This is a genomic window from Enterobacter sp. PL_is511 (assembly GCF_055816065.1).
The window spans coordinates 45,169-61,259 of sequence record NZ_JBVPGP010000018.1 but is presented as its reverse complement, the minus strand read 5'-3'; the positions used below and the strand labels follow the sequence as shown (position 1 = coordinate 61,259).

The window sequence follows — 16,091 nt, the reverse complement described above, 5'->3', positions numbered from 1 at the left end:
TCCTCAGGAGGGTACGTGACGCTGGCGCAGGTTGGTAGCAATGCGCGACATCATAGGGTTGTTGAGTCTGCACCAGCGGATAGAGACGGCCAGCAGCAGATGGAAAAGGGCGGGGAGCAGCGTCTCCATGGCGGTGATGCCCTGCAGCGAAGCAGGCGTCTGGTTGCCCGCACCGGGCTGGTAGGCCACGGCGATAAACACAAGGCTGATGATCCCGGCGCTGGAGGCCCACGCGAGCTTGATGAAAAACAGGTTGAAGGCGAAGTTCATGCCCGACGAACGCACCCCGGTTTTCCACTCGCCATAGTCGTCGGCAAAGGCCATCAGCGAGAAGTGCAGCGGCAGGGTAAACCCGAGAATGACGCCGTTGCTCAAAATGACGATTAGCCACAGCGTCTGGTGCGCCGGGCCGCCAGGCAGGAACCACATTCCCACCGCGAGCGCGGCGAGCGCCAGGTTGGTGTAGTAATAGAGTTTGACGGTATCAATACGGCGCGACAGCGGGCTGACGATGACCGCCCCCAGAATGGCCGCAAAGGTCACCATGGTGAAAAACAGCGAGGTATAGGCGGTACTGCCCTGCAGCACATATGTGATGAAGTACATATACCCGCCGCCGCGAATGTTGAAGACGTTAATCAGCAGAAATGACATCACCAGCATCAGCAGCAGCTGATCGTTTTTACGCAGACCGGCCAGATGCTCGCGCAGGGTAAATTTCCCCATCAGCGCCAGCGGAACACGCTCGCGTACCCAGAAGAAGCAGCACAGGAACATCACCACCGCGATGGCGCACAGCACCCCGACGCCAAGCTGATACCCTTTCGCGGCATCTCCCTGGCCTAACTCCGCGACCAGCCACGGCAGGCCCACGGAGACCAAAAACCCCGCCACGCCGCAGAGCACAAAGCGCCATGACTGGCAGGAGATCACCTCATTGTGACGGGTGGTCATGGTGTTAATCAGCGCACAGTAGGGAACGTTGATGGCGGTATAGCCGACGGACAACAGCAGATAGGTCCCGAATGCCCAGGCGATTTTCACGCCCATGCTGGCTTCCGGAACGGTGAAGGTCAGCACGCCGATAATGCCGATCGGGAAGGCGACCCACAGCTGCCACGGACGAAAGCGCCCCCAGCGGCTTTGCGTGCGGTCGGCAATAATGCCCATTACCGGGTCGGAAATGGCGTCAAATACACGTAAGGCAATAAACAGCGTGCCCACGAGCGCAGGGGTCAGGCCAAAGACATCAGTATAGAAAAAGGTCAGAAAATTCATGATCAGGCAGGTAATCACCGTCCCGCCCGCGTCGCCCAGGCCGTAGCCAATTTTTTCGCGCACGGACAAGTGGCCCTCTGTTGCCCCTTGTGTCACGTCTGATTCTGTAATCGGTGTGGAAGTCATGAAGTAACTCCTCGGTAATCGAATTTATTATCGTATTTGTGCAAGGTACGCATTTATTCTGCACCGAACGGAAAGGCCAACAAGGGAAGGGAAAAGTATAAAAAGATGACGATTCCGACCTGATGATAAAAATGTGATTCCGATCGGACAGTTATTCGAATATTGATTAATAATCAAAGCGTAAGTTGAATATCAACGGCAATACAAGCGGAATGGTGAATATCCATGCTTGAATTATCCATAGCGCTTCCGATTAAAGTCCAAAATGGCGGGTTATTTATCTCCCGGGGCGTGGGCCGCCACCCTGCGCGAAAATTAACGTCGTGGGAGATTATTTTTGTCGAAAAAGGGACATTAACGATTCAGGAAGAAAACACGTTATTTGAGGTAAAAGCAGGAGAGAGTTTGCTGCTTTGGCCAGACCGACGCCATGTGGGCGTGGGCGACTTTCCGGCCGATCTTAAATTTTACTGGCTGCATTTTGAGGTTGAGCATCATCCGCACCGGTTGCCCAATCTGGCAATCGAACAACACTGCCGCGTGAGGGATGCACAGTATGTAATTTCTCTTTTTCGCCAGTTCCTGAGCGAGCAGGAGAAATTACAGCGAAGCGTGGCGCTGGAAATCATTTTATTACTGATTTTGCAGCAAATTTCTATTTCATCAGGCTATGAAGATAACGCAGATGAAGCCGGTGCGGCAATGGCGTGGAAGGCGAAACAGCTTATTCGCACGCAGTTTCATTTACCGCTTTCTACCTCGCAGCTGGCAAAAGCGTTGCACTGCAATGCCGATTATCTCGGACGTGTGTTTCGCCGGACGTTCCATTTAACCCTGACGGAGGCAATACATCGCCAGCGCGTCAGGGCGGCGGAAAAGCTGTTGCTGGATGGTTCTGCCTCGCTTACCGAAGTGGCGACCCGCTGCGGCTTTAATGACGTGGGCTATTTTCGGCAGATCTTTTCGAAGCACACCGGGCTAACACCCGCCGTCTGGAAACGGCGGTACTGTAAAGAGCATATCAATTCCGGATGATCACTGCCCGTAATAGGCATTCACCCCGTGCTTGCGCAGATAATGCTTGTCGAGCAGCTCCTGCTGCATAACCGGAAGCTGTGGCGCGAGCTGGCGAGAGAACAGGCCCATATAGGCGCACTCTTCCAGCACGACGGCATTGTGGACCGCATCGGCAGCGTCTTTACCCCAGGCGAACGGGCCGTGGGAGTGGACCAGCACCGCCGGGATCTGCATCGGGCTGAGATCGCGCTCCTCGAAGGTTTTGATGATCACTTCACCCGTCTGATATTCGTATTCTCCGGCAATCTCTGCCGCGGTCATCAGGCGCGTGCAGGGGATCGCCCCGTAGAAATAATCCGCGTGCGTTGTGCCCCTGGCGGGTAAATCCTGTCCTGCCTGCGACCAGATGGTGGCGTGGCGGGAGTGGGTATGCACGATGCCGCCAATCTCCGGATAACGACGGTACAGCGCAAGATGGGTGGGCGTGTCTGAAGAGGGTTTTTTATTTCCCTCGACCACTTCGCCGGTAGCGATATTCACCACCACCATATCCTCCACCGTCATCACGTCATACTCCACGCCGGAGGGCTTAATCACCATCATGTCGCTTTCACGGTCAACCGCGCTGACGTTGCCCCAGGTGAACGTCACCAGTTGGTGGGCGGGCAGCGCCAGGTTAGCCGCCAGTACCTCGGCTTTAAGTTCGTCTAGCATGTCATGCCTCCTTCCTGCATACGGGCTTCAATCCAGCGGCGCGCCTGGATAATCTCCAGCACCGGCTCTTTTGCTTTTTCAGTCCACATCTCAATCAGAAACGCGCCACGATAGTTCAGTTGATTCAGCGTGTTAAACACGCCGACAAAATCGACGCAGCCCTCGCCAAACGGCACGTCGCGGAACTGCCCGGGGCTTTGCGCGGTGACGGGCTGGGTGTCTTTCAGGTGAATAGCCGCAATGCGGTCAATGCCCAGCGTCAGCTCGGCGGTGACGTCGTTGCCCCACGCGCTCAGGTTGCCAACGTCCGGATAAACGCTGAACCACGGCGAGGCGAGCATGTCGTCCCACTTTTTCCATTTGCTGATGGAGTTCATAAACGCGGTATCCATGATCTCTACCGCCAGCATTACCTGCGCGGCGGCGGCCTGCTCTACCGCCCACGCCAGCCCGTCGGCAAAGCGCTGCTGCGTGCCTTCGTCGTGCTCTTCGTAGTACACGTCATAACCCGCAAGCTGGATGGTGCGAATGCCTAAGTCACGCGCCAGCCTGATGGCTTTGATCATGATTTCGCGGGCGCGTAGGCGCACGGTTTCATCGCGGCTGCCAAACGGGAAGCGACGGTGGGCAGACAGGCACATGGACGGGATAGACACCCCGGTTTCCAGCATCGCTTCAACCAGAGAGGCACGCTGCGTGGTGCTCCAGTCGAGGCGCGATAATCGCTCGTCGGTTTCATCGACAGACATCTCAACAAAATCGAACCCGCAGCTTTTCGCCAGTACCAGCCGCTCGGGCCAGGAGAGATCTTTTGGCAGCGCTTTTTCGTAAATCCCTAACGGATGCTGACGCATGGTTACGCTCCCCAGATGTCGCGAATGTGCGAATGGAATGCCTGCGCCACCTGCGGCGGATTTTCTGCTCCAGCCAGCGCGCGCCCGGCAATAAAGGCTTTAACGTTGATCTGCTTAAACAGCGGCAGGTCGGCGGGGGTGATGCCGCCGGTAATCGAAAGCTGTAAACCGATGTCGGAGAGCGCTTTCATTTTCGCGAGATCCGCTTCACCCCACTGCTGACCGCTCGCCTGTGCGTCGCGCCCGCGGTGGTAGATTGCCTGTTTCACGCCGACGCGATGCCACGCGCGCGCGTCGTCCAGCGTCCAGTTACCAAAGAGCTCCATCTGGATTTCACCGCCGCGGCGCAGGGCCACCTCGTGGCCTCGTTCAACGGTTGCCAGCGGGGCGGCGCAGATGATGGTCATCCAGTTCGCGCCCGCGCCAAACGCCTGTTCTGCCAGCGTTTCTCCGGCGTCGGCCACTTTCCAGTCCGCAACGATGATTTTATCCGGGCACTGCTCGCGCAGGGCGCGCACGGCGTTTAGCCCTTCGGTCAGGCACAAAATGGTGCCCGCTTCGACGATATCAACGTGATCGGCAAGCGTCGCGACGTCACGCTGCGCGGCCTGAAGAGAGGTATGGTCGAGCGCCAGCTGCAGTAATGGTCGGCTCATAGGTTGTTCTCCTTAACTCGGGCGTGATAGCCCTGTAGTGCTGAAATCAGTAGCTGATAGCGGTGATACTTGCGCTGATAGGCCGCATGGGCGCGCATGTCGGGCTCGATGACCCGGATGCCATGTTTGAGTGCACGCTGCGCTGAGTGGAAGTCGGTGAATACACCGGTACCCACCATCGCCGCCAGCGCCGCGCCGGAGCAGCCGGTCTCTTCCACCTGCGGCAGCTCAATCGCCAGCCCGCTGACGTCCGCGAGCATTTGCATCCACACGTCCGAATGGGTCGGGCCACCCGTCACGCGCAGCGCCTGCACCTGAGTAAAGCGCTCAAGCATGCGGTTGAGGTGGGTCATGTGGCAGAACACCACCCCCTCATAAACCGCCTGTAGCAGGTGCGCGCGGGTGTGTAGCGCCTGCATCCCGTAGAAGCCGCTGGTCATCTCCAGCCCGGCGTTGCTGCCGTAGAGGAACGGCAGGAAGTACACATCGCTTTCGGCTTTCGGAAGGCTGGCGACGGCGTGGTTGATCTCGCTGAACGACATGTCACCCCACTGTGCGGTGAGCCACTCAAGGTTGCCGGACGAGGTGGGGCTGGCTTCGTGAACGATATACTGCTGCGGGTGCACGTAGCGGCCATAGACGTACGGGAAGGGTTCGTTGTCGCGAAGCGCACTGGCGATCCCGCTGGTGACGGCCCAGGTGCCCAGCACGGCGTTCAGCGTGTGCTCGTCCTGCAGTCCGGCGCAGAGCGCGGTGGAAACCACATCAAACAGTCCACCCACGACGGGCGTGCCCGCCGCGAGACCGGTAAGGGCGGCTGCCTGAGCGGTGATTTCCCCGCAGATTTCTGCTGAACCGACAATCGGCGGCAGGGCGCCGTCAATCTCGCTGATGCCGAGCCAGCGCGTAAGCTGTGGGTCGTATTTCCCGGTATTCATGTTGTAGAGATTGGACTCGGAGATGTTGCTCTCTTCGCAGCCCTTCACGCCGGTCAGGCACCAGCGCAGATAGTCGTGTGCCATCATTACGCTACCAATCTGCTGATAGCGCTGCGGCTCATTCTCTTTGACCCAGCGCAGAAGCGAGGCCGGGTGCCCGGTCCACAGCGTCTGGCGCGTATGCGGGTAGAGTTTTTCGGGAATGCCGTCCTGCAGCCAGCGCTGCACAATCTCCAGCGCACGGCGATCGGAGGAGAGTATGGCGTTACCCAGCGGTTGGTCCTGTTTATCGAGCAGAAACAGTCCCTTGCCTTGAGCAGAAATGCCGACGCCTTTGATCCGGTTGCCGTTTACGCCGGAATTTTTGAGCAGCGTGGCGACGGTTGCATGGCAGTGCTGCCACAACTCATGCATATCCCGCTCGGCGTAGCCCGCTCGCGGGCTGAGCGTGGCAACGGAGCGGCGTTCGATACTGACTTCCTTGCCCTGGCTGTTGTATAAACCGGCTTTCAGATAAGTACCGCCACAATCGATACCCAGCCAGAAGGGCTCTTTTTCACTCATCTTCATCTCGCTTATTCGCCGGGTGGCGCTTCGCTTACCCGGCCTACGGTTCGGTTTTCTCCCTCTCCCTGTGGGAGAGGGCTGGGGTGAGGGCATCACGCCGCACGCTTGTGTGGAGTCACCGTGGGATTAGGCTCTGCCCCGGCATCGCATTTCGCCGGTAACAGCAGAGCCAGCAGCGACGCCAGGGCGAGGGAAACGGCCAGGCAGTAAACGCCAGCATCTTTGCTGTACAGGGTGATCAGCACGCCAACGGCATACGGGCCGCAGAAGCCACCGAGGTTGCCCAGGGCGTTGATCACGCCGCGCGCGCCGCCCGCCATCTCTGCGCTGAACAGTCGCGCCGGAATGGTCCAGAAGACGCCCGCGGCGGATTGCAGGAAGAACCCGCAGCCCACCAGTGCGGCATAGGCCAGCCAGGTACTCTCCTTCAGCGCCACGGAAAGGAACATGCAGAGCGCGAAGCCAATCAACGGCAGGGAGACAAACAGCTTGCGCTTGCCGGCGCGGTCAGAGAGCGTGGAGAACAGGAACATGCCCGCAATGGCCCCGATGTAAGGCAGGATGGCGAGCATGCCCACCTGACCGATGCTGGTGTGCGTCAGCTCTTTCAGGATGGTCGGCAGCCAGAGCGTGTAGCCGTAAATCCCGGTCTGATAGAAGAAGTTCAGGGCGATCAGTTGCCACATGGTTTTGTCGGACAGCACTGCGCCGAGTGACGCGTTTTTCACCTCTTTGCCAGCGATGGCCTGCTGTTCAGCCGCCAGCGTTTGCACCAGATAGTTTTTCTCCGCCTCTGAAATCCAGCGCGCTTCCTGCGGCCGGTCGTACACGGTGAACGCCCACAGCACCAGCACAACGACGGACATTAAACCTTCAATAATGAACAGCCAGCGCCAGTCGAGCGCGGTGATGATCCAGCCCGACAGCGGGGCGGTGATGATCCCGGCGATGGGCACGAACATGATTACAATCGCGTTGGCGCGACCGCGCTCGGCGTCCGGGAACCAGTTGCTGATCATGGTGAGCACAACGGGCAGCATCCCGCCTTCCGCCACGCCGAGTAAGAAGCGCAGCACCAGCAGCTGATACTGATTCGTCACGAGACCCGTAAGCACAGAGATCACCGCCCAGGCAACCAGCGACCAGCCGATAAACTTCTTGCCGCTGCCGTGCACGGCAATCTTGCCGCCGGGAACCTGCAGGAACAGATAGCCGATAAAGAAGATCCCGCCCGCCAGGCCTGCCATTGTTGCGGTAATACCTAATTCTTCATCCATACCACCCGGCATCGCAAATGCGATATTCACGCGGTCCATATATGAAATAATGCAGGCGATAAGAATGGGAGGAATGATTCTTAGCCAGCGCTGGCGCGGAATGTCCGCATGTAGAGCATGAGTAGAAATATTCATAGTTAATCTCTCAGTAAGGTAACCGGAATAAACTTTTCTTATTGTTATTGCGTTGCTTTATTCATTGCGCTGATACCGTCGCGTAAAATGGCGATGCGATGGCTGACATCAGCATTAGCATTTATTTCCAGTAATTTAATACCGGAGAATTTCAACGTTGCGGTGCTCGCCGCAGTAAAGAGTGATTTTGCGTGTTCAGTTGTCATCAAACTGTCGGCACAGAATGAGGAAAACGGCGCGTGCAGATCCTGCCATTCTCCGTACTCCCCGTGGGTGGTCGTGCCCGAAAACATCAATGCACCCAGTTTCCCGGCATTGAGCGCGGCCTGCACATGGTCAAGCGGAAGGGTGGTATTACGGCCTTCGATGGCCGAACGCGCCCAATTGATGCAGACGCTGATATCCGTCTCTTTCACCACCTCCAGCACCTGCTCTAAGGGCAGGAAACCCTTGCGCGGTGCCGGGCCGTTCATGGCATCGCAGTGTTCCAGCACCAGATCGCAGCCCCAGTCCCAGCCTGTAATTTCACGGATGGAGCGGGAAAACGCCTCGGTGGCTTGTTCGACGGAAACATTGCCCGCCTGCGGGGCTGCCTGCATTTCCAGGGCTATCACTTTGCCCGGATAACGGGCGTTCACGGCGTTAACTTTCTGGTGCAGATGCCGGTAAAAGTCCACGCATGCTTTACGCTGCGTTTCATCGGCTGACGCCAGGCCAAATGCGCTGTTGATACCGCGGCGGCGCATGGTTTCCATCACTGCCGTGACCACAATTTGCCATTCACCTGGCGTATGGCGGAACAGCCATTCGTCGCCAAGAGGATGAAGATTTTCAAGGCACGGCTGTTCCAGCCCGCGAATATTCGGCGTGTCGGAAAGTTCCCGCCAGAAGGTTTGTTCTTCTTGTTCTCCTTTCTGGTGAAACGAGGGTGCGCAGGGGTACGCACCAATAATAAAACTGGTGTTGGACATTTTGCGTTCCTGTATTTATCAGTAAATTAATCTAATTCGCTGACGGCCACTTTCACCACAATTTTACGAATTGCGGCTTCCTTGTTCTTAATACAGGCAGGACGATGCACATCCTGCGGGAAAAATAGGGCATAGCTGCCGGGTGTCATTTCGATAAAGGATTCATTTTCGCTGTCGTGATAAAAAATAATATCCCGCTGTTCCAGTAATGATTCGCTTATTTCGTTATTACCGGTATCAATGGCAATACCGATTTTTTCTTCACCCCATGCTAAAAACTGAATATCCAGATAGCGGCGGTGCACTTCCGGGCGGTTCTCGTGCTGTTCCCGGGTGGTGAGATCCAGCACCTGGGCAAAGATGTTGCGTCCCTCAATTTCAACCACACCCGGCTTTAGCATGCTGAAATCCGTGGTACGCAGAAAATCTAACGCTTTTTCAATCGCCCGCGGCAGGCGGCACGGATTTGGCTGAGAAATATGTCCGAATATCATGGCCCACTCCTTACAGAGACTGGATTTTCGCCCACACGCTGTCGTCGATGGTGATGCCGTCGCGGCGGTTCTCTTCCAGCAGGCGCGTGAATTCATGCCCCGGAAGGCGGACGGCAACGTTTTCATCTGACCGCTGCGCGGTGGTGATGAAGTCCATAATGCGCTGCAGTTTGGCATCGCGAGTTGGGCCGTCGATCAGGCGATCCACCTCAATGGCGATAAAGATCTGCGACACGCCATACTCGTCGCTGTTGTCCTGGGTCACTTCCGCGACGGAAGATCCGTTGGAGAGCAGAGTGGCGATCATGTCGAGCACGATGGATAAGCCGGACCCTTTCCAGTAGCCCATCGGCAGAATACGGCGGTTTTTCTCGATCACGCCCGGCTCTCGGGTGAGGTTACCTTCGTCGTCAAAGCCGCCGTCGACCGGCAGCTCGCGCCCGGCCAGGCGATTCACCTCCAGCATGCCGTAGGAGAACATTGACATCGACATGTCGACCATGGTGATCGGGTTAGAGGGAATAGCCACGATCAGCGGATTGGTGCCGATGCAGCACTCTTTTGATCCCCACGCGGGCATCACGGCAATCGAGTTGGTCCAGCAAATGCCGATATAGCCCTTCTCCGCCGCCTGCCAGCCGTAGCTACCGCCGCGCATCCAGTGGTTCGCGTTACGCAGTGCCACCAGACCAATACCGTGATCGGACGCCAGCTCGGTGGCGCGATCCATCATCTTTTTCGCCGTCAGGTTGCCAATGGAGCGCTGGGCATCCCACTGTTCGATGGCGCCTAATGTCATCACCCGTTTGGGCTGAGCATCGGGAATGATATCGCCTGCATCAAGCTGCTGAATAAAGCGTGGGAAGCGGTTCACACCATGCGAATAGACGCCGGACTCCGTGGTGCGAGCGAACATGTCGGCGCAGGCGTCTGCGGTTTCCGCTTTCACGCCGCGATCGAGCAGAACCCGATTAAACGCCGCTTTCAACTCTTCGAAGGTCACTTTCATCCCTGTTCTCCTGTTCTTTTAAGGGCAAGTGCGAGTGCTTTTTTATCGCTAAATTTCACTATACGAAATCTGATTTCAAATATAGCGATCAAATTTTGTCAGATCAACGACATTCATGTTTTTCAAAATCGATTAAAATCAACTGGTTGTGTTTTTTCTGTTGAGATCGTGAACTGACCCACACTTTGCGCTACCATCAGGACGCGCTAAACAGGAGCCATGTAATGAGCATGAAAGAGAGCGAAATGACGCAAGAGAAAGAGAGGCCAGCAGGCAGCCAGAGCTTGTTTCGCGGCCTGATGCTGATTGAGATCCTCAGCAACTATCCGAACGGGTGTCCACTTGCGCATTTATCGGAACTGGCGGGGCTGAATAAAAGCACCGTGCACCGCTTGCTGCAGGGGCTACAGTCGTGCGGGTACGTGACCCCGGCACCCGCGGCGGGCAGCTATCGCCTGACCACCAAATTTATCGCCGTCGGGCAAAAAGCGCTGTCGTCGCTGAATATCATTCACGTGGCCGCTCCGCACCTCGAAGCGCTGAACATTGCGACCGGCGAGACGGTGAACTTCTCCAGCCGGGAAGATGACCACGCGATCCTGATTTACAAGCTCGAACCGACAACCGGTATGCTGCGCACGCGCGCCTATATCGGCCAGCATATGCCGCTCTACTGCTCCGCAATGGGCAAGATCTACATGGCGTTTGGTCATCAGGATTACGTGGCGAGCTACTGGGAGAGCCATCAGGAACAGATCCAACCTTTGACGCGCAACACCATCACTGAGCTGAGCGCGATGTATGATGAGCTGGCGGAAATTCGCGATCGCAGCATGGCGATGGACAAAGAAGAGAACGAGCTAGGCGTTTCCTGTATTGCCGTGCCGGTGTTTGATATCCACGGCCGCGTCCCGTATGCGATCTCCATTTCGCTGTCGACGTCGCGCATGAAGCAGGTGGGTGAGAAGAACTTGCTCAAGCCGCTGCGCGAAACGGCAGAGGCTATCTCAAAAGAGCTGGGTTTTAACGTGCGCGAGGCGTAACTGATGAACCGATTTATCATGGCGGATGCGGGAAAATGCATCGGGTGCCGCACCTGTGAAGTAGCCTGTGCGGTCGCGCATCAGGACGATTTCACCGCGCAGGCTTTTACCTCCCGCCTTCGGGTGGTGAAAGGGGACGACTTCACAACGGCGGTGGGGTGCCATCAGTGCGAGGACGCCCCCTGTGCCAACGTCTGCCCAACCCATGCCATCAGCCGTACGGCGGGCGCCTGGCTTGTTGAGCAGACGCGCTGTATTGGCTGCAAGAGCTGTATGGTCGCCTGTCCGTTTGGGGCGATGCAGGTACGGTTGGTGGGAAACAGGGCACAAGCGCTGAAATGTGATTTGTGCCGTCATCGCGAAGGCGGACCGGCCTGCGTGGAGGCCTGTCCAACCCACGCACTGCGCTGCGTTGATCCTGTCAGTATTCGGGCTGAAAGGCTTACTGCATTTTATTGAAATTCCACGTAAACGTCAGACTGTAGCGCCAGTCTCTGTTGCGACTGTCTGTCGGAACATCCCCTACGGGTCTTGCCGCCTCAACCGTGACGCTATAGTGGCGGGTATCGCCTACCATCACGCCGGCCGCCACTGACCCGAGCCGCTGATGAGGCAAACCTGAGGTGTTAAACCAGGTTTGCGCGGTATCGGCCAGGATGTAGGGCTGGATTGTGGCAAGCCAGGTACTCTCTTTTCGCATCTGGATATAGCGCAGTTCTACCTGCCCGCCATAGCCGTAATCACCGCTTGCTTCACTGTCCTGGTATCCACGGCCAAACCGCTGGGCACCGAAGCTAACGCGTTCGGGTTCTGGCAACGTGTTATTTGACCAGTCTCCCTCCCAGGATGTTGAAAGCCGCCACTTGTCGGCAAACAGCCAGGCTGCGTCCAGATAGCTTTTCGTGAGCGTAAAATTCATATCGGGTCTGGGGGCCGAGACGATATCCGCACCCATCGCATCAATGCCCTGACGGACGTTGAGCCTGCCGCTGATGCTGGCGGTTGTGAATTGATGTGCACCATTAATGCCCACTTCCAGCGCGGGATAACGCGCGTGTTGGTTGACGGAGTCCAGTTGATAGGTTTTGCCCTGCAGTCTGGCCTGTAGGGCATAATCATCCTGGCGGTCGGTGTAATCAAAACCGCCGGTCAGATTAATTTGTGATTTTTGCGTCAGCAGCAGGGGATAGCCAAACGTCACGCCCCCGTTGTATTGCGTTGTTTTTTGCTTCGAATCGACTTTGATATTGTTCGGCAAAGAGAGCAGGGGAGAAAAATCTCGCGGATCTTCACGGTAATAGCTGCCTTTTAGCTGCATGGTCAGCCCTTCATCGTTTAAAAACTGCTGCCAGTTGAGACCGACATAGTTTTTTCGCGTGTTGCTATCTAACGGTACAAGCGTGGCCACGCCAAGCTGATCGCCATAGCTTGTCATGTTGCTGAGCGTGCCGTTCAGCATCATTAAATCTTGCCCTTTACGGGTATCGATGGTGGAAGCGATATTCCAGCTCCGCTCCTGATTACCGGTTATCTGCATCGCCGCCGCGCCATAGATATTGGTTGGCAGCTGCGCGTTGGCCGTGACCGGAACGTTAGGGGTACGGGTCATCAGCTGGCTATAGCGATCGAACGTATCCTGTGACAGCGGTTTTTCCGCCATGATTTTTTCTGACAATCGTTTAAGACGCTCGGCGATATGAGGGTTATTACTGGTGATGTCGCTGTGAGCGACATACCCTTCAACCAGAACAATTTTAATATTGCCCTGCTGGAAATTATCATCCGGCAGCCAGGCATAGGAGAGCGGAAAACCGTCGGCCTTATAGCGCGCCGTAATATCATTTACCAGCCCGGTGAGCGTTTTTAGCGGCACGGTTTTTCCGGCGTACGGCCTGAAGGGCTGAAGCAATTCCTGCAAGGGATAACGCGTGCCGCCAATAAATTGAATGTGATGAATGGTAATGGGCGTTTCAGGCGTCAGCGTTGACTGCGGTTTTTCTATTTTGACTTTCGGCTGGGGGACAGCCTCAGTTTGTTCTGGGGCAACGTTACGAGAGACTTGCGCCGGGTTATCAGGGTTAATAATAGAGGGCAGTGTATCGGCGCGGGCCATGCTCAGCACAACCAGCCCCGTCAGCGAAAAAAGGAAGTGGTGTTTCATCGCGCTATCCCTGTTCATCATTCCCGGTTAGGGGGAGTGTCGCCGTATAAAGCGCCCCTGAACCAGGGGCGCAGAATGACAATAAGCAGATTACTGTTTGACCGGTGGTTAATGTGTTGTTGCTGTGGCCGTAACGCCCGACGTCAGGGTACTGAGGGTCGTATTGACCGTTGCACCCAAACTGTTGTTCGTGGCCGCCACATTTGCATTGGCTGTGAGAGCGCCTGAACCTCCTCCGGTCGTCGAGGTGGCGGGTTTAACCAGCGTGCCGCTATCCGTCACCGTCTGGCCGACGTTCTGGACGACCTGACCCACGCCGTTAAGCCCGCTATTACTGTTGCTGACGTTGGTCCCCACGCCGCTCACGGTGTTACCCACCTGGGTCAGCAGACCGTTGACCGGTGTGCCGAGACCCGTCGTGGTGCCCACGCTTTGCGTCACGCCCTGTACTCCGCCCAGCGTCTTGTTAGCCACGGTCGTGGTATCGGTTGTTACCTGAGTGACCGCAGGGCTGCTTACCGTGTTGGTGAGACCCGTGCCGGTGTTACTGACCAGTTGCCCGGTACTGTTGACCACGCTGCCCGTCAGGCCAGTTACACCGCTGACCGGTGTTCCGGAAGTGGAGCTCGCCAGGCCCGTGCCTACCGTTGAAACGGTATTGCCAAGGGAGGTGACCGACGTGGTCACGCCTTTGACCGTTGTGCCCACACCGTTCGCGTTGTTTGGATCGCCAACGCCAGTCGTGACGCCTGTCCCCACGGTGGACACAGCACTGCCAACACCGCTGACGGTGGTTGAAACGGTTGACGTGACGGGATTATTTGTCGGCAGCTGGCTTCCAAGACCATCCACCGTAGAGCCGACGCTGGTTACTGTTTTACCGGCATCACCCAGTATGGTATTTGCGCCTGCGGTAGTGGTTCCGCCACCGCCCGTGTTGCCTGTTCCGGTTCCTCCGCTGCCATTGCCTCCTGAGCCCGATCCTGATCCAGAACCCGTTCCGCCACCCGCGCCTGTCCCGGTACCCGAGCCGTTGCTGCCCGAACCGCCATTGCTCGCGGTCGAGCCACTTCCATCACCTGAGCCGCTGCTGCTTCCAGTCGCAGGGTTATTTTTGGCCGTTGAGTGATGAGAGCCGCCACCGCTTCCACTACAGGCAGAAAGAGAGAACGCGAGCAGTACCGCAACAGCAATAGCGCTGATGCGACTAACATTATTAGGTAGCATATGAATACTCCACGCAAAAGAACGCCGAGCGGCGTATTAGTGAGTATATGCAGTATTTTTAAATATGCATGAAAGTGACTTAATAAGGTATTTTGCGGTGTTGCAGGTGGTTATTTCAAAATAACAATAAGTTAAGATCTTTAATTGATGCTTAATTATTGACGGGAAAGTTAGTGAGCGTAAATTAAAGGAATATTCCTAAGGAAACTCAAGAGAGATGATGAATTAAACGCTACAGGATATATCCTTAATATAAGATTCAGATCACGGAAAAATAAGGCTCTTCATTTGAAGAGCCTTATTATTTAACAATTTCCTTCGCGCCAGGCTTTTTCGATCTCTTCGGCGAGAATTTTAACACCCGCTTCGATTTTTTCCGGATCGGGGACGTAGTTCATGCGCATGCACTGATGGGTATGCGGCCACGGCTTATCCAGACCCGGGAAGAAATAATCGCCCGGCACCATCAGTACGCCGCGCTTTTTCAGGCGCTGGTAAAGCAGTTCGGTGGTGATAGGTAAATCCTTAAACCACAGCCAAAGGAAAATCGCCCCTTCCGGTTTATGGATTAGGCAGCGTTCTTCCGGCAAGTAGCGGCGAATTGTCGCAATCGTCTCCTGAACGCGCTGGTAATAGAAAGGCTTGATCACGTCATTCGACAGGCGCAGCAGGTCCTTGCGTTTGATCATTTCGCACATCATTGCCGGGCCAATGCCGCCCGGTGAAAGGCTGATAATGCCGTTCATATTGGTGATGGCGGTGATGATTTTCTCATTGGCAATGATGATGCCGCAGCGGCTGCCCGGCAGACCCAGCTTAGAAAGGCTCATGCACAGGACGATGTTCGGGTTCCACAGCGGGCGTGCTTCGCTGAAGATAATGCCCGGGAACGGTACGCCGTAGGCGTTATCGATCACCAGCGGGATGCCGTGCTGATTTGCCAGTACATCCAGCTTCATCAGTTCGTCGTCGGTGATCACGTTGCCCGTTGGGTTAGTCGGACGCGATACGCAGATCATGCCCGTCTCTTCGCCAATATGCAGGTGTTCAAAATCGACGTGATATTTGAACTGGCCTTCCGGCAGCAGCTCAATATTCGGGCGCGCGGAGACGAACAGATCCTCTTCCAGGCCGGAATCAGCGTAGCCGATATACTCCGGTGCCAGCGGGAACAGCACTTTTTTGGTGGTGCCGTCGGCGCGACGCCCTGCGAACAGGTTAAACAAGTAGAAAAACGCGCTCTGGCTGCCGTTTGTCAGTGCAATATTCTGTGGTTCGATATCCCAACCCAGCTCGTCACGCAGCATTTCGGCGAGGAGTGCCAGCAGCTCGGTTTTACCCTGCGGGCCGTCGTAATTGCAAAGCGCATCGGTTGCTTTGCCGCTTTCCAGCATCTGAGCGAGCAGCGTCTGGAAATAGGTCGTCATCTCCGGGATTTGAGCCGGGTTTCCGCCGCCGAGCATGATTGCGCCCGGTGTGCGCAGCCCGTCGTTGAGGTCCTCCATCAGGCGAGTAATGCCTGAATGGCGGGTAAATTTGTCGCCGAAAAGTGAAAACGTCATAGCAGGTGATCTGTCGAGCTTATTTTGAAAGTGGGTAACCATAACGCTAGCACCGTGCTGGT

The 16,091-nt window shown here is 56.2% G+C and carries 15 protein-coding genes; 3 read left to right on the top strand and 12 right to left on the bottom strand.

The genetic code is table 11. From position 1 onward, the window contains the following. Window positions 1–3 precede the first annotated feature (3 nt). Window positions 4–1,404 carry an MFS transporter gene (locus AC0TN7_RS05355; protein ID WP_473701900.1) on the bottom strand — a complete coding sequence of 467 codons (1,401 nt, stop codon included), beginning with the start codon at window positions 1,402–1,404 and terminating at the stop codon, window positions 4–6. A 225-nt stretch (window positions 1,405–1,629) separates the two neighbouring features. Between AC0TN7_RS05355 and AC0TN7_RS05350 the strand changes: the two genes are divergently transcribed. Next, complete coding sequence (locus AC0TN7_RS05350) at window positions 1,630–2,439, top strand: AraC family transcriptional regulator (RefSeq protein WP_032650777.1); 810 nt, start codon at window positions 1,630–1,632, stop codon at window positions 2,437–2,439. Here AC0TN7_RS05350 and araD read toward each other — a convergent pair whose 3' ends face one another. The 8 genes from araD to yiaK all read right to left on the bottom strand — a co-directional run bounded on the left by araD (window position 2,440) and on the right by yiaK (window position 10,036). Beyond that, window positions 2,440–3,135 carry an L-ribulose-5-phosphate 4-epimerase gene (araD, locus tag AC0TN7_RS05345; protein WP_473701899.1) on the bottom strand — a complete coding sequence of 232 codons (696 nt, stop codon included), beginning with the start codon at window positions 3,133–3,135 and terminating at the stop codon, window positions 2,440–2,442. Continuing rightward, window positions 3,129–3,989 carry an L-ribulose-5-phosphate 3-epimerase gene (locus AC0TN7_RS05340; protein WP_463727232.1) on the bottom strand — a complete coding sequence of 287 codons (861 nt, stop codon included), beginning with the start codon at window positions 3,987–3,989 and terminating at the stop codon, window positions 3,129–3,131. Before AC0TN7_RS05340 ends, araD begins: the two co-directional genes overlap by 7 nt. A gap of 2 nt (window positions 3,990–3,991) precedes the next feature. Next, the gene (gene ulaD / locus AC0TN7_RS05335; RefSeq protein ID WP_290094253.1) at window positions 3,992–4,645 is read right to left on the bottom strand and encodes a 3-keto-L-gulonate-6-phosphate decarboxylase UlaD; all 654 of its coding nucleotides are present in this window, start codon (window positions 4,643–4,645) and stop codon (window positions 3,992–3,994) included. Then, window positions 4,642–6,147 carry an FGGY-family carbohydrate kinase gene (locus AC0TN7_RS05330; protein ID WP_463727234.1) on the bottom strand — a complete coding sequence of 502 codons (1,506 nt, stop codon included), beginning with the start codon at window positions 6,145–6,147 and terminating at the stop codon, window positions 4,642–4,644. The genes ulaD and AC0TN7_RS05330 overlap by 4 nt, the downstream gene beginning before the upstream one ends. A gap of 95 nt (window positions 6,148–6,242) precedes the next feature. Beyond that, a complete protein-coding gene (locus AC0TN7_RS05325; RefSeq protein WP_463727235.1) occupies window positions 6,243–7,562 on the bottom strand; it encodes an MFS transporter in 1,320 nt (439 codons plus the stop codon). Window positions 7,563–7,606: 44 nt separating this feature from the next. Continuing rightward, entirely contained in the window at window positions 7,607–8,533 is a 927-nt protein-coding gene (locus tag AC0TN7_RS05320; RefSeq protein WP_473701898.1) for a DUF4862 family protein, read from the bottom strand. Between the two features lie 26 nt (window positions 8,534–8,559). Then, window positions 8,560–9,027, bottom strand: coding sequence for a YhcH/YjgK/YiaL family protein (locus AC0TN7_RS05315; protein WP_473701897.1), 468 nt, complete (start codon window positions 9,025–9,027; stop codon window positions 8,560–8,562). 10 nt (window positions 9,028–9,037) lie between these two features. Then, on the bottom strand, window positions 9,038–10,036 hold the full coding sequence (gene yiaK, locus AC0TN7_RS05310) for a 3-dehydro-L-gulonate 2-dehydrogenase (RefSeq protein WP_463727237.1): 999 nt from the start codon (window positions 10,034–10,036) through the stop codon (window positions 9,038–9,040). A gap of 224 nt (window positions 10,037–10,260) precedes the next feature. On the opposite strand from yiaK, the gene yiaJ reads away from it, so the two are divergent. Both yiaJ and AC0TN7_RS05300 read left to right on the top strand, forming a co-directional pair. Next, the gene (gene yiaJ, locus AC0TN7_RS05305) at window positions 10,261–11,079 is read left to right on the top strand and encodes an IclR family transcriptional regulator YiaJ (RefSeq protein ID WP_021242452.1); all 819 of its coding nucleotides are present in this window, start codon (window positions 10,261–10,263) and stop codon (window positions 11,077–11,079) included. 3 nt (window positions 11,080–11,082) lie between these two features. Further along, entirely contained in the window at window positions 11,083–11,538 is a 456-nt protein-coding gene (locus tag AC0TN7_RS05300) for a 4Fe-4S dicluster domain-containing protein (protein WP_473701896.1), read from the top strand. Here the strand turns inward: AC0TN7_RS05300 and AC0TN7_RS05295 are convergent. The 3 genes from AC0TN7_RS05295 to avtA all read right to left on the bottom strand — a co-directional run bounded on the left by AC0TN7_RS05295 (window position 11,522) and on the right by avtA (window position 16,029). Then, window positions 11,522–13,240 (bottom strand): POTRA domain-containing protein, encoded by a 1,719-nt coding sequence (locus tag AC0TN7_RS05295; protein WP_024909057.1) that lies wholly within the window; start codon window positions 13,238–13,240, stop codon window positions 11,522–11,524. The two genes, AC0TN7_RS05300 and AC0TN7_RS05295, sit on opposite strands and share 17 nt — an antisense overlap. 108 nt (window positions 13,241–13,348) lie before the next feature. After that, complete coding sequence (locus AC0TN7_RS05290; RefSeq protein WP_267215388.1) at window positions 13,349–14,467, bottom strand: collagen-like triple helix repeat-containing protein; 1,119 nt, start codon at window positions 14,465–14,467, stop codon at window positions 13,349–13,351. A gap of 305 nt (window positions 14,468–14,772) precedes the next feature. Then, the gene (avtA, locus tag AC0TN7_RS05285; protein ID WP_048992863.1) at window positions 14,773–16,029 is read right to left on the bottom strand and encodes a valine--pyruvate transaminase; all 1,257 of its coding nucleotides are present in this window, start codon (window positions 16,027–16,029) and stop codon (window positions 14,773–14,775) included. Window positions 16,030–16,091 lie beyond the last annotated feature (62 nt).

Excerpts from the sequence above, each read along its gene's own strand:
- AC0TN7_RS05355 (WP_473701900.1), bottom strand. The coding sequence starts at position 1,404 with ATGACTTCCACACCGATTACAGAATCAGACGTGACACAAGGGGCAACA.
- AC0TN7_RS05350 (WP_032650777.1), top strand. The coding sequence starts at position 1,630 with ATGCTTGAATTATCCATAGCGCTTCCGATTAAAGTCCAAAATGGCGGG.
- araD (WP_473701899.1), bottom strand. The coding sequence starts at position 3,135 with ATGCTAGACGAACTTAAAGCCGAGGTACTGGCGGCTAACCTGGCGCTG.
- AC0TN7_RS05340 (WP_463727232.1), bottom strand. The coding sequence starts at position 3,989 with ATGCGTCAGCATCCGTTAGGGATTTACGAAAAAGCGCTGCCAAAAGAT.
- ulaD (WP_290094253.1), bottom strand. The coding sequence starts at position 4,645 with ATGAGCCGACCATTACTGCAGCTGGCGCTCGACCATACCTCTCTTCAG.
- AC0TN7_RS05330 (WP_463727234.1), bottom strand. The coding sequence starts at position 6,147 with ATGAGTGAAAAAGAGCCCTTCTGGCTGGGTATCGATTGTGGCGGTACT.
- AC0TN7_RS05325 (WP_463727235.1), bottom strand. The coding sequence starts at position 7,562 with ATGAATATTTCTACTCATGCTCTACATGCGGACATTCCGCGCCAGCGC.
- AC0TN7_RS05320 (WP_473701898.1), bottom strand. The coding sequence starts at position 8,533 with ATGTCCAACACCAGTTTTATTATTGGTGCGTACCCCTGCGCACCCTCG.
- AC0TN7_RS05315 (WP_473701897.1), bottom strand. The coding sequence starts at position 9,027 with ATGATATTCGGACATATTTCTCAGCCAAATCCGTGCCGCCTGCCGCGG.
- yiaK (WP_463727237.1), bottom strand. The coding sequence starts at position 10,036 with ATGAAAGTGACCTTCGAAGAGTTGAAAGCGGCGTTTAATCGGGTTCTG.
- yiaJ (WP_021242452.1), top strand. The coding sequence starts at position 10,261 with ATGAGCATGAAAGAGAGCGAAATGACGCAAGAGAAAGAGAGGCCAGCA.
- AC0TN7_RS05300 (WP_473701896.1), top strand. The coding sequence starts at position 11,083 with ATGAACCGATTTATCATGGCGGATGCGGGAAAATGCATCGGGTGCCGC.
- AC0TN7_RS05295 (WP_024909057.1), bottom strand. The coding sequence starts at position 13,240 with ATGAAACACCACTTCCTTTTTTCGCTGACGGGGCTGGTTGTGCTGAGC.
- AC0TN7_RS05290 (WP_267215388.1), bottom strand. The coding sequence starts at position 14,467 with ATGCTACCTAATAATGTTAGTCGCATCAGCGCTATTGCTGTTGCGGTA.
- avtA (WP_048992863.1), bottom strand. The coding sequence starts at position 16,029 with ATGACGTTTTCACTTTTCGGCGACAAATTTACCCGCCATTCAGGCATT.